Source organism: Ewingella americana (assembly GCF_006438725.1).
GTDB lineage: Bacteria > Pseudomonadota > Gammaproteobacteria > Enterobacterales > Enterobacteriaceae > Ewingella > Ewingella americana_A.
In genome coordinates this window covers 350,851-363,765 of the sequence record NZ_RCZD01000001.1, presented here as the reverse complement: position 1 = coordinate 363,765, position 12,915 = coordinate 350,851, and the positions used below count along the sequence as shown (strand labels likewise).

At 55.7% G+C, this 12,915-nt stretch carries 9 protein-coding genes; 2 read left to right on the top strand and 7 right to left on the bottom strand.

The features are described from left to right. Window positions 1-110 precede the first annotated feature (110 nt). The gene (locus tag EAH77_RS01555; RefSeq protein ID WP_140470044.1) at window positions 111-2,537 is read left to right on the top strand and encodes a DUF3772 domain-containing protein; all 2,427 of its coding nucleotides are present in this window, start codon (window positions 111-113) and stop codon (window positions 2,535-2,537) included. Window positions 2,538-3,281: 744 nt separating this feature from the next. Here the strand turns inward: EAH77_RS01555 and corA are convergent. From corA to EAH77_RS01535, 4 genes are read right to left on the bottom strand one after another with little or no spacing between them, the layout of a single operon-like run. After that, entirely contained in the window at window positions 3,282-4,289 is a 1,008-nt protein-coding gene (corA, locus tag EAH77_RS01550) for a magnesium/cobalt transporter CorA (RefSeq protein WP_140470043.1), read from the bottom strand. 6 nt (window positions 4,290-4,295) lie between these two features. Continuing rightward, on the bottom strand, window positions 4,296-5,858 hold the full coding sequence (locus EAH77_RS01545; protein WP_140470042.1) for an efflux transporter outer membrane subunit: 1,563 nt from the start codon (window positions 5,856-5,858) through the stop codon (window positions 4,296-4,298). 5 nt (window positions 5,859-5,863) lie between these two features. Then, entirely contained in the window at window positions 5,864-7,432 is a 1,569-nt protein-coding gene (locus tag EAH77_RS01540) for a DHA2 family efflux MFS transporter permease subunit (RefSeq protein WP_140470041.1), read from the bottom strand. Beyond that, window positions 7,429-8,682, bottom strand: a complete 1,254-nt coding sequence (locus EAH77_RS01535) for an HlyD family secretion protein (RefSeq protein WP_194150465.1) — start codon at window positions 8,680-8,682, stop codon at window positions 7,429-7,431. The genes EAH77_RS01540 and EAH77_RS01535 overlap by 4 nt, the downstream gene beginning before the upstream one ends. Before the next feature lie 279 nt (window positions 8,683-8,961). Here EAH77_RS01535 and EAH77_RS01530 point away from each other — a divergent pair, with 279 nt between their 5' ends. Beyond that, window positions 8,962-9,882, top strand: a complete 921-nt coding sequence (locus tag EAH77_RS01530) for a cation diffusion facilitator family transporter (protein ID WP_140470039.1) — start codon at window positions 8,962-8,964, stop codon at window positions 9,880-9,882. A 232-nt stretch (window positions 9,883-10,114) separates the two neighbouring features. On the opposite strand, the gene EAH77_RS01525 is transcribed toward EAH77_RS01530, so the two are convergent. The 3 genes from EAH77_RS01525 to EAH77_RS01515 are packed head-to-tail and all read right to left on the bottom strand — an operon-like array spanning window position 10,115 to window position 12,726. Continuing rightward, a complete protein-coding gene (locus tag EAH77_RS01525) occupies window positions 10,115-10,261 on the bottom strand; it encodes a DUF2474 domain-containing protein (RefSeq protein WP_140470345.1) in 147 nt (48 codons plus the stop codon). A gap of 31 nt (window positions 10,262-10,292) precedes the next feature. Beyond that, window positions 10,293-11,300, bottom strand: coding sequence for a cytochrome d ubiquinol oxidase subunit II (gene cydB / locus EAH77_RS01520; RefSeq protein ID WP_140470038.1), 1,008 nt, complete (start codon window positions 11,298-11,300; stop codon window positions 10,293-10,295). Next, window positions 11,290-12,726: a cytochrome ubiquinol oxidase subunit I gene (locus EAH77_RS01515; RefSeq protein WP_140470037.1), complete on the bottom strand. Its 1,437-nt coding sequence runs from the start codon at window positions 12,724-12,726 to the stop codon at window positions 11,290-11,292. The genes cydB and EAH77_RS01515 overlap by 11 nt, the downstream gene beginning before the upstream one ends. Window positions 12,727-12,915: the final 189 nt, after the last annotated feature.

Below are 12,915 nucleotides of genomic sequence, written 5' to 3'. Positions count from 1 at the left end.
TGTGGTTTTTCATGGGCGACACAGTAAAACCTGTCCTTTAAACGCCCATTAACCGCTATTCTTATCATACTGAAAAATAATAATTCCCCGGGTTGCGGATACATTCCTTTATGCATACTTTCTTGAAAATGCCCGTGATGTGGGCACTGTTGTTGTCGTTAATGACAGGGCCTGTGACGGCGATGGCTGCGACGGATGCCGCGTCGCCCGCTCCCGCTGCCAACGGCGAGCCAGTCGATCCGGTAAAAATCAATGCACCTGCGGCGCTCACCGCGTTGCAAAAACGGCTCGATACCACTAAACAGCAAGTTGCCACCGCGAAAACCGAGAAGAAACTCAATGCGCTCAATGACGACGCGCTGAAGCTTTACGACGACGCAGAAAAACTGCTGACGGCTCTCGGCCCGCAGCGCGCACAAGTTCAGGCGCAGCTCGATGTCCTTGGCCCCGCCCCGGCAGCCGGGGCTTTGCCTGAAACCCCGGAAGTTATCCGCCAGCGAAATAAACTCAATGCCAGTAAAACGCTGCTGGATGCACAAATTGATCAGGCCAGTGCTATCCGCACCAGCGCGCAGAATCTGTCGGCACAAATCAGGGGGCTGCGCCGTGAAACGCTGAAAACCCAGATTGCCCTTAACTCTGGCAGTATTCTCGGCATTAGTTTCTGGACGCCACTGTTTTCGCCGCAGGATAACGACGTGGCCCGTTTTGATGATTTTGGGGCGCAGGTTAAAGATGCCTGGCACCAGGCGTGGCAACCGGAATGGCGGGTCGGATCAGCGATTTATCTGTTACTGGCGTTGGCCATTGGTGTTTTTGGCCGCCGGGCGCTTGACCGTCCTCTGGGCTGGATGCTGCCGCGTTGGCTTCCTGGAGGGCGCTTACGCCGCAGCCTGCTGGCGAGTATCGCCACGCTGATCATCGTGGTGTCGCAGTGGCTGAGTGCCACGCTGTTCTGCCAGTTTTTTGTGCGTCTGCCGGACACCTCATCGTTGCTGATGGAGTTGGCTAATTCCATCACTGTGCTGGCGGTATTTTCGGCGCTGATCGCCGGTCTTGGCTCCGCACTGCTGTCAAATCGCCACCCGTCATGGCGTCTTCCTGGGCTGGCGGATCCTATCGCGAAGACACTGGCGTCATTCCCGATCACGCTGGCCGCCTTTATCTTTATTTTCGGCATTGTAGAAGTGCTCAACGGCCTGATTGACTCCAGCGTGGCAGTGACTCTCTTCGGTAACGGCATGTCGGCCCTGCTGGTGGCGGTGAACTGCCTGATTGCGCCGATGCGGGTCAATCGTGTTCGCCGCCGTCTGCTGGCGCGCGGCGAGCAGCCGGAAGCCCGCTCGATGCTGGCCGGGCTGATTCACATGGCCATCAGTGTGACCGCGGTGGTGATTATTCTCGCCCTGCTGGTGGGGTATATCCCGCTGGCGCGGTTCCTGACCTATGAACTGGTGTGGGTTGGGCTGGTACTGACCTGCCTCTATTTGCTGATTCACCTGGTGGTGGATTTCAGTGAGAGCTTTTTCTCACCGACCACCTACAGCGGGAAATTGCTCAAAAGCACCCTCAGCCTGAATGAACGCCACCTGTCGCTGGCGGCCACCCTGTTCGCGGCGGTGGGTAAAACCCTGTTGGTCCTGTTTGCTGCCCTGGCTTTGCTCAACGGAACGTTCGGCACCACAACGCCGCTGGAATTACTCAGCAAAGTGGTGGATATCTGGGGTGGCAAGGGTCTGGAAAGCATGAATATCATTCCCGCGCACGCGGTGAATGCTTTCCTGTTTTTGGCGGTGGGCTGGTACGTGCTGCGTTCGGCCAAGCGTTGGCTGGACAAAGATTTCCTGCCAAAAACCATGATGGACCGGGGAATGCGTGCGTCGCTGGTGACGCTGTTTAGCAACGTCGGTTATGTGTTAATTATCCTGCTTACGCTGTCGACGTTGGGTATCGAATGGAACCGGCTGGCATGGATCGTCAGTGCGCTGTCGGTCGGTATCGGTTTTGGTTTGCAGGAGATTGTGAAGAACTTTATCTCGGGTTTGATCCTGCTGACTGAGCGCCCGGTGAAAGTGGGGGATTTAGTGACGATCAGCGGTGTGGAGGGGGATATTCGTCGCATCAACGTGCGCGCCACTGAAATTCAGCTCAGCGACCGCTCAACGGTGATTGTACCGAACTCGCAGTTTATTTCGCAGAACGTGCGTAATGCCACGATGGGGAATGCGCAGGGTGTTGCCACCATCACACTGACCTTCCCGCTGGACATCGACCCCGAGCAGGTGCGCTCGCTGCTGCTGGCCTGTTATGAGCTGCACGAAGCCGTTCTCGACACACCGGCACCGTCGGTCAGTTTCAAAGAGCTCGGCCCGACGGGTATTGTGCTCAGCGTGACCGGCTACGTCGCCAGTCCGCGTGTGGTGAGCGGTACTAAGAGTGATTTACTGTATGAAATCCTCAAAGCCCTGCGCGCGGCGGACATCAGTCTCAGCCAGACCCAAACCATGGTGTTGGAGCAACCGGTCGAAAAACAGTAAGGTTTTCGCCTGACGCGGCGGGCTTTTTGGGCTTTTGCAAAGCCCGGGAAATGCTTTTCAATTTCAACTTCAAAACCTTGGGTTGCCACCCAAACTGGCTTTTAAAATTCAAGGTCAAAACCTTGGGTTGCCACCCAAACTGGCTTTTAAAATTCAAGGTCAAAACCTTGGGTTGCCACCCAAACCGGCCTTAAGAGGCGCCTATCGCCGCGCCTCTTAAGAATCTCCGGCTCTTTTAAAAACAGCAGCTGCGCTGGTCACAATGGCCGTGTTTCAGGTATTTCTGTTATAGCCGCAAACTCCGCCGCTGCGCGGTACTCTCAGTTCGGGCTTCAACCCGCGTAAACTTCCACGCGGTTTTGCGCCTCTCCCTCGACGTCGTTTTGAACGCGGCCGAGGCTTTTCTAAATTCAAAATCCAGACTGTGTTTGTTTTTAAAAATGTGTAGGCCGCATTCAAAAATGCCGCCGGAGGAGCGGTGAGAAACGACGAACGGGTTTATCGTGAGTTGGTCCGAACCCGAACGGAGGGGACCGCAACGCGGCGGTATTTTGCGGCGATAACCGCGGTGACTGGAACACGGCCATCCCGATTCAGCGATAGCGCGCAGTTAAAAAAACGCAGGATTGTTAAGGGCCGCGTTTACGGCCCTTAACCCGGTGTGGGCCGGCGCCCACGACCTTGAATTTGAATTTGGATTTGAATTTAAAAATTTACCTCAGCTTTCTAAAAGCTGAAAAACACTCATAACCACCCGGATTTCTTCAACTTCCAATACAACAACACGCACCCCACCACCGTCACACCCACGGTAACCGGGTATCCCCATACGTCATTCAGCTCCGGCATGTTCTTAAAGTTCATGCCGTAGAGGCTAAATACCACGGTGGGAATGGCCAGGATTGCCCCCCAACCGGCAAGGCGCTGGACGACTTCGTTCTGATGTACGGACACCAAAGCCAGGTTGACGTGCATGGCGTTGGCCAGCATTTCACGCATGTCATCGGTGACGGTGATCACCTGATGGGCGTGGTCTTGTACGTCGCGGATATATGCCCGCAGGCTTTTCGGGATCAGATCCTCGTAGTGGTGGCTGAGTTGGTTACAGATATCTTCGGCAGGAACGGCGGCGTTGCGCAGTGACAATAACTGGCGGCGCAATTTATACACTTCCTGTACGGCATCCTGGTCAAAATCTGCCTTGAACATCTTCTGTTCGATATGATCAAACTGTTTGGTGTACTCGGTGACAATCGCCAGATAGTTATCCACCACCAGATCGAGCACACAGTACAGCGCGTACGCCGGGCCTTTGGCTAACATGGCCGGGCACTCTTCGGCATGGGCGCGGATATGTTTATAGCTCGACGATGCGCCATGACGGACGGTGACCAGGAAATTTTTACCAACAAACAGATGGGTTTCGCCGTATTCGATTTTGTCATCCACCAATTGCGCGGTGTGAATGACGATGAACAGCGAGTCGCCATACTGCTCGATTTTCGGGCGCTGATGGGCGGTGAGTGCATCTTCAATCGCCAAATCGTGCAGGCCGAACTCTTCCTGGATGGTGCGCATCAGGCTGTCTTCCGGCTGCCATAGTCCCAGCCAGACGAAAGTCCCAGGCTCTTTCAGTACTTCGCTGATGTCCTCGGTGGTCACGTCCTGCAAACGCTTCCCATCCCGGTAAGCCACGCTGTTGACCACGGAATCACAACTGGGTTTTTTATCTTCTTTTGCAATGGCGTTCATGGGGAGTTACTCCTTGGTCGTAGTTTGCACGTGGACATCTGACGTTTCTGCCGGGCCGAACACGGTATAAGTTGGCAGTTTCACATTCTGGTAGGGTTCCCAGCCGCCGCCAAGGGCTTTATACAGTGAAACCAGATCGGTACTGGTTTGCACTTTGGCTTCGGCCGACTGCTGTTTGGCCTGCGCCAGTTGGCGCTGCGCATCCAACACGTTGATAAATGACGACAGACCTTGGCTATAGCTGTTGCTCGCCAGTTCAAAGGTGGTTTGTAACGCCTCGGTGGTTTGGTCCAGCCCGGTAACGCGATCCTGATCGGTACGGTAATTGACCAGCGCGTTATCCACATCCTGCAGGGCGGTCAGCACCGTCTGGCGGTAATTGAGCGCGGCATTGGCTTGCTGTGCGCGGGAGAGATGCACGCTGGAGACCAGCCGTCCGCCCTGGAAGATAGGCAGGGTCACCGACGGGCCGAACGAGTAGAAATTACTGCTCCATTTATCGAGATAGCTGGCGTCAGTGTTACGCATCCCAAACTGGCCGGTAAGTGAAATACTCGGGAACAGCTGCGCCACGGACACGCCAATATTGGCCGTTGCGGCATGGAGATCGGCTTCTGCCTTGCGCACGTCCGGGCGGCGTCGCGCCAACTGGGACGGCACCCCGACCGGGACCGCAGCAGGCAGGGCGGGTATCGGTTTCACCGCCGTCAGTTCGCCATCGAGCGTACCGGGAGCCTGACCGAGCAACACGGCCAGCCCGTTCATCGCCTGACGCTCCTGCGCCTGATACTGTGGCAACTGGGCGCGCAGTGAACCCAACTGAGCGCGGGCGTTTTCTACGTCCATTTGTGGTGCCAGACCGTTTTTTTGCTGGCTTTGGGTCAGCGCCAAGGTCTGCTCTGCGACGTCAATTTGCGTTTGAATAGCGGCGGTGATGCTCTGCGCCCCACGCAGTTGCAGATAGGCACGGGCCACTTCGGCCTGCAATGAGACCAGCGCATCGTTGCGCTGCTCGATGGACGACTGCTGCTGTGCATTAGCGGCTTCGACCTGACGGCGTGTGCCGCCAAACAGGTCCAGCTCCCAGCTGGCGTCAAAACTGCCCTGATATAAATTCACCGGAGCGGTGGCGGCGTCAATCGCATGGGAGACTTCCGGGCTGAGATTGACCGCCTGGCCTTCAACCCCGGAAGATTCCAGTTCCCCCTTTAGGCCAAGTTGTTGGCGGGTGGCTTTGACGTTGCCCTGAACCGACGGCATCCATGCGCCACGCGCCTGAGTGACCTGCTCACGGGCACCGGCAATACGCAGCACCGCCTGTTGCAGCGAGATATTGTCGGCAATTGCGCGGTCAATCAGGCTGTCGAGTTGCGGATCTTTAAAGGCTTTCCACCATACCGGATTCGGCTCAGAGGGCAGGGCGATAGACGCACCGTCCTGCACCTGCGGGCGGTTCATGTCGTTATACGCTGCAGGCGTTTTGGCGTTCGGCTGCTGGTAATCCGGGCCGACCGAACAACCGGTCAATGCCAGGGCCAGTGCGGAAAGGGTAAATGTCAGCGTTTTCATTTTTATCAGTGTGCTCCGGCATTGCCTTCGCTCTTAACCGGCGAAAGCAGCAGACAGAAGGGGATCAAAATCACCGCGACGATGGCGCAGTAACTGAATACGTCGATGTAAGCCAGAATGCGCGATTGTGAAATCATCTCCTGATACATTCGCACCGTGGCGATTTGCATCGGGTCACCCACAATGTGGGCGTAATCGCGGATAGCGGCGGCACTATGGCTGACGGCCTGATTGAACCGATCGTTGAGCGGTGTCATGTTGTGCACCATATGGGCGCTATGCGCCTGGGTTCGCTCGGTAACCCCGGCGGTTGAGAGCGAAATACCAATCGACCCGGCGACGTTACGGAACATGGTGAACAGCGCGGCGGCATCGGCATTCAGACGCTGCGGAATGGTCACAAAGGCGATGGTGGTCAGTGGTACAAACAGGAAGCCAAGGCCCAGTGACTGGGCACTGCGATACATCACCAGCGTTGCAAAATCGACATTGGGTGTCAGGCTGCCAGAGTAGATAAACGACGCGGCCAGCAAGAAGAAGCCGAAGGCGATGATAAGGCGCGTTTGCACGATGGGCATCAGTTTGAGCACCAGCGGGATCGACAGCACGATCAGAATCGCCCCCGGCGACATCACCAGCCCGGAGAGCGTGGCGGTATAACCGAGTTGCTGCTGCGCCAACTGAGGGATCACCACCGAACTGCCGTAAAGAATCATCGCCATACCCGCCATCAGCAGGCCTGCAACCGCAAAGTTACGGTCTTTCAGGCAGCGAATATCCACTACGGGTTTTTTGGCATACAGCAGCCAGTAAATCGCGCCGACAATCCCGGTGATGGCCAGCAGGGCAAAGGTGACGATAAAGGCCGAGTTGAACCAGTTTTCATCTTCGCCACGGTCCATCATCACCTGTAAACAGCCGAGGCCCAATGCAATCAGTCCAATACCGATGTAATCGACGCTCAGTTTGACTTTGGCTTTACGCTCCCACGGCGGGTCCTCCAGTAACTGGTAAATCGCCAGCAGGGCGATAATACCCACCGGAATATTGATAAAGAAGATCCAGCGCCAACTGACGTTGTCGGTGATGTAACCGCCCAACGTCGGCCCGATCACCGGTGCGACGATAATGGCAATGGATGACAGACCAAAGGCCTTGCCGCGATCTTTTGGTTTGAAATAATCCAGCAGCACCGATTGCTGCACTGGCTGTAACCCCCCGCCGAAGAAGCCCTGCAAAATACGAAACAGAATCATCTGCCACAGTTCGGTGGCGATGCCGCACAGGAACGAGCAAACGGTGAACATCGCGATACAAATCAGGAAATAGTTCTTACGGCCAAGCACCCGGCTGAGAAAGGCGGAGATCGGCAAAACGATGCCGTTGGCCACCAGATATGAGGTCAGCACCCAGGTGGACTCATCGTAACTCGAGGAGAGGGAACCGGCGACGTGCGGCAGTGCTACGTTAACGATCGTGGTGTCCAGAATTTCCATGAACACCGCGATAGTCACTACCGCAGCCACCGCCCAGGGATTGCTGGCGGGTTTCCAACTGCTGCGATCTTCATTCATTCGACAGTAACCGTCGGATCAACAGAAAGCCCCAGTGGTAACGGCTGTTTAGGGTCCAGACCGCTGTCGATAACAATTTTCACCGGCACGCGCTGAACAATCTTCACATAGTTGCCCGTGGCATTTTCCGCCGGGAAGGCCGAGAAGCGTGAGCCGGTGCCTTGCTGCACGCTGTCGACGTGGCCGTGCAGTTCGATGTTTGGATAAGCATCAATCTTCACCAGGACTTTGTTGCCCGGACGCATACGTTCGAGTTGTGACTCTTTGAAGTTGGCGGCGATCCAGATATGTGGTGAAACGATGGAGAACAGCGAAGAGCCAGCCTGCACCAGCGTACCCAGTTGCACATTACGCATCGTCACGTAGCCATCGTAGGGAGCACGAACATCGGCATAGGAGAGATTCAGTGTGGCGGTTTCCAACTGGGCTTTTGCCTGTTCAACTTGTTGCTGACGTGCTTCGACGTTGGTTTCGGCCTGACGGATTTGTAACCCGACCTGCGCGGCAACCCGCACCTGCGCTTTGGCATTTTCCAGATCGGCTTTCGCCGAACGCAGTTGTGCGCTGGCGCTGTCAATGTTCTGTTGTGAGGTCGCACGTGGGTCAACGCCGTGCTGACGACGGAAATCCGCCGTGGCGTTCAGCAAACTGGCCTCAGCCCTCGCCTGTTGCGCCTGTGCCTGCGCCAGTTGCGCCGGATATTGCACTTTCGACAGGTCATACTGCACCTGCGCCTGATGCAGCTGTGAAACCGCAACGCCCAGTTGGGCCTGCGCCTGGTCTCGCTGGGCGGTGGCATCGCGCGGATCAATCTGCACCAGCAGTTGGCCTTGTTTGACCAATTGGTTATCTTTTACCGCCAGATTCGTGACATAACCGGAGATTTTTGGCGCAATGGTGACAGCGTCACCGTCGGTAAAGGCGTCGTCGGTGCTGATCTGATCTTTGGTCATCAGCCACCAGACCAGCGCCACAATGGCCATGATAATCACCACCAGGCCCAGGATAATCAGCGGCTTTTTACCGGGGCCTTTGCGCTTTTCGCCGTCTTCCTGCCCCTCTTTGTTCTCGTCATCCTGCGAGCGCTCCTCTTGCTCTTTTTTAGAGGATCGCGTTGACTTGTCTGCGTCGTTGAACGCCGAAGAACGGTGTCCTTCCCCGGATGTTATCTGGCTGGAATCGAGTTCGGTTAGTGTGTCGTTTGACGATGCTTCGTCGTGGTGGGTGGCGTCATTTTTATTAGTGGTCATAATACTCATCTGGTTATCGGCATGATGCCTGAACGAGAAATCTCATTATTCTCGTTTTACCCTAGATCGTATTGATGTAAAAGCAAGTAAATAAGCGTCAAGTTAGCGCAGCGTGAGCACGAAGATCCACACTATAGGTATGTTCTGAAAAACTGAAATACCGATATAATCTCGCCGCCGATTTTGGCCAATAGCTTGTTATTTTCAATCAAGCCAAATTTTGTATCAGGAACCCCGCGTGAAAAATTCTCAAACTGATGTTATTTCGTGGACTGCCCCATGAGCCGCACTATTCCGTATAAAGGGCTGACGCGTGTTGCCTCGCTGATTTCGGTGTGCGTGGCGCTGGTGCTGGTGTTCATTAAGGTCTGGGCCTGGGGGGCCACCGGATCGATCGCCATGCTGACCTCAGCGGCTGACGGTTTGGTCGATGTGCTGGCTTCGATGGTGACGCTGATTGGTGTGCGTTATGCCGGCCGCCCGGCCGATAAAGGCCACCGTTACGGGCATGGGAAAGCCGAAGCCGTGGCCGCCTTTGTGCAGGCGCTGTTACTGGGTGCTGCCGGTCTGGTGCTGGGCGGGGAATCTATCAGCCGCATTATCAATCCGCAGCCGCTGGCACAGCTCGGCCTGGGTATTTGGGTGATCATCGGCAGTTGCTGTGCGGCGGTCTGTCTGGTGCTGATGCAAACCTATGTGGTGAAACGTACCGGGTCAACGGCCATTGCCGCTGACCGCGCGCATTACATTACTGACGTCGCGGTTAACATCGCGGTGCTGGTGGCGTTGATACTGGAACGTCATCTTGGCTGGACGCGTTCTGACTCCATCGGCGCACTGCTGATTTCCTTCTATATGATTTGGAACGCACGCGGCATGGCGGGTGATGCGCTTAAGCAACTGCTGGACCGCGAACTGGACATTGATGATCGCAAACGTATTAAAGCCGCCGTGCTCGGCGTGCCCGGGGTCAGCGGTGTGCATGATATCCGCACCCGTAACGGCGGCGACCGCGTATTCGTGGAGTTTCATGTGGAAGTTGACGGGCATCTGTCGGTGGATATCGGGCATGATATCGGCGATGCCGCTGAAGTGGCGGTCAGCCTGCTGTTCAGTGCCGCCGACGTCACCGCGCATCTTGAGCCTGCGGGCATCGACGACGATCGCTTAGATGATTTGCTTAATAATATTGTGAAGTAAAATCGCCCTTTCTTTTGACTTACAAAGCCAGTAAACCGCATTCAAAAATGGCTCGCACCCGCAGCGAAGGCACCGCCTAAGCGGCGACATTTTGCGGTGATCTCTGCTGCATCTGAAACAGGTCCATTCCAATTCGCGCAGCAACGGAGTGAATAAAACGCGGGATGGGTAAGGGGATTGGTTTCAATCCCCTTACCCCGGTGTGGGCCAGCGCCCACGACCTTAAGCCACCCTAATGACTCCTCATGCCCGCCGCCGTCATTAACAACCGGAACACCGACGCCACCAGGAACAGCGCCAGTACGCTGCCGCCCCAGATGATGGCCAGCCAGCCTACGCGTTTCCACCATGGCTGGGGGATCACGGTCTGAACATCCATCTCTTTGATGAGTTTTTTCATTACTACCTCCTCAATGATAGCCCTGATCATGGGTCACTTTTCCACGGAACACGTAGTAGCTCCAGAAGGTATAGACCAGAATGATTGGGATGATGATGACCGCACCCACCAGCATAAAGCTCAGGCTTTGTGGCGGTGCTGCGGCTTCCCACAGTGTGATGGATGGCGGAATAATATTCGGCCAGATGCTGATCCCAAGCCCGCTATAGCCGAGGAAAATGAGGGCCAGCGTCAACAGAAACGGTGCGTGGTGCGACTTTTTATTCACCGTTCGCAGCATCCACAGCGACACCAGAAACACCAGGACGGGCACCGGCAGGAACCACAGAATATTCGGCATAGTAAACCAGCGATCGGCAATCTCAGGGTGTGTCATTGGCGTCCACAGGCTGATGGCCGCTATGACGGCGATGAAGGCCAGCAGCAGCGGTTTCACCCGGCCCTGCATATTTTCCTGTAACGGCCCTTCGGTTTTCATGATGAGCCAGGTACAACCGAGCAGGGCATACGCCACCACCAGCCCGACGCCACAGAACAACGTGAACGGCGACAGCCAGTCCAGCGCACCGCCCGCATAGGCACGGTCAACCACCGGAATACCGTTAATCAACGCCCCGAGCACGACCCCCTGACTGAAGGTGGCAAACAATGATCCCCAGATAAAGGCTTTGTCCCAGACGTGACGCTTTTCGGCGCTGGCTTTGAAGCGGAATTCAAAGGCCACGCCGCGAAAAATCAGCCCAAACAGCATCAGCGTCAACGGGATCGCCAGCGCATCAAGGATCACGGCATAGGCCAGCGGGAAAGCACCGAACAGCGCCGCGCCCCCCAGCACCAGCCAGGTTTCGTTGCCGTCCCATACCGGGGCCACGGTGTTCATCATCACGTCGCGCTCATGCTCGGCTTTGACCAGCGGAAACAGAATGCCGATGCCTAAGTCGAAGCCGTCCATCACCACGTACATCATCACGCCAAAGACGATGATTAAAAACCAGATCAGCGGAAGATCAACGTTCATTGTCAGCCCCTTTATCAGCATCATTCAGCGATTCCTGCGCCGCAGAAAGCGGACGTGACGGTGTGCGATGTTGCCCCGGTCCGCCGTGATTGGTTTCAAGCCCTTCATGTGCCACCGGCCCTTTACGGATCAGACGCATCATGTACAGATAGCCGACGCCAAACACCGAGCAGTAAATCAGAATAAACAGCAGCAGGCTGATGCTCATCTGTATCTCACCGTGCCCGGACACCGCGTCTTTGGTGCGCAGCAGGCCATACACCACCCAGGGTTGCCGGCCAATTTCCGTGGTGAACCAGCCTGCCAGCAGCGCCAGTAAACCTGATGGCCCCATCCAGAAGATAAAATGCAGGAAGGCGCGCGAACGGTACAAGGTGCCGCGATAGCGCAGCCACAGGCTCCAGACACCCGCCAGGATCATCAGCAGACCCAGCCCGACCATGATGCGGAAGGTGAAGAAAATGATGGTGGAGTTCGGCCGGTCCTCTTTAGCAAAAGACTTCAGCGCAGGAATTTGCTGGTCCAGGCTGTGGGTCAGGATCAGGCTGCCGAGCCACGGAATTTCCAGCGCGTAGCGCGTCTGTTCACGATTCATGTCCGGGTAGCCAATCAGCACCAGCGGTGACGGTTCACTGTTTTTGTTCTCCCAGTGACCTTCGATAGCGGCAATTTTTGCGGGTTGATACTTCAGGGTATTCAGACCGTGTGCATCACCGATACCCGCCTGAATCGGTGCGACGATCAGCGCCATCCACATCGCCATCGATAACATGGTGCGCATGGCTGGAGTATCGCGGCCCTTCAGCAGATGCCATGCAGCGGATGCGCCGACAAAGAAAGCCGAAGAGAGGAACGCCGCCGTGGTCATGTGCAGCAAACGGTAGGGGAAGGAGGGATTGAAAATGACTTTCAGCCAGTCCACCGGCACCACTTGATTATTGACGATTTCAAAACCTTGCGGTGTTTGCATCCAACTGTTGGAGGCTAAGATCCAGAAGGTGGACATCAGTGTGCCGAGGGCCACCATGCAGGTGGCGAAGAAGTGCAGGCCGGGGCCGACGCGGTTCCAGCCAAACAGCATGACCCCCAGAAAACCGGCTTCGAGGAAGAAGGCGGTTAAGACTTCATACGTCAGCAGCGGGCCGGTGATGCTGCCCGCAAACGAGGAGAAGAAACTCCAGTTGGTGCCGAACTGGTAGGCCATGACCAGCCCTGACACCACGCCCATCCCAAAGTTGACGGCAAAGATTTTCGACCAAAAATGGTACAGGTCGCGGTATTCCTCTTTTTTGGTTTTTAGCCACATGCCTTCCAGCACCGCCAGAAAACTGGCCAGTCCGATAGTGATGGCGGGAAAAATGATGTGAAACGAGACGGTGAAAGCAAACTGGATCCGGGCCAGTTCGAGTGCATCCAGACCAAACATAATAACCTCTGTTTTTGTGGAATGGCTCTTTCAGCATAGGCGCAGGCAGCAGAAGGTGCGCGATGAGATTTGCAGGTGAATTCTCGAAGAAAGGTCATGCCACGTTGGGTTTTTGCGAGGCGTGAATTTAAGCACAGCGAAGGGCATGTATAACAGTAACAATAAGATGAATAAAAGCTATAACAGAAG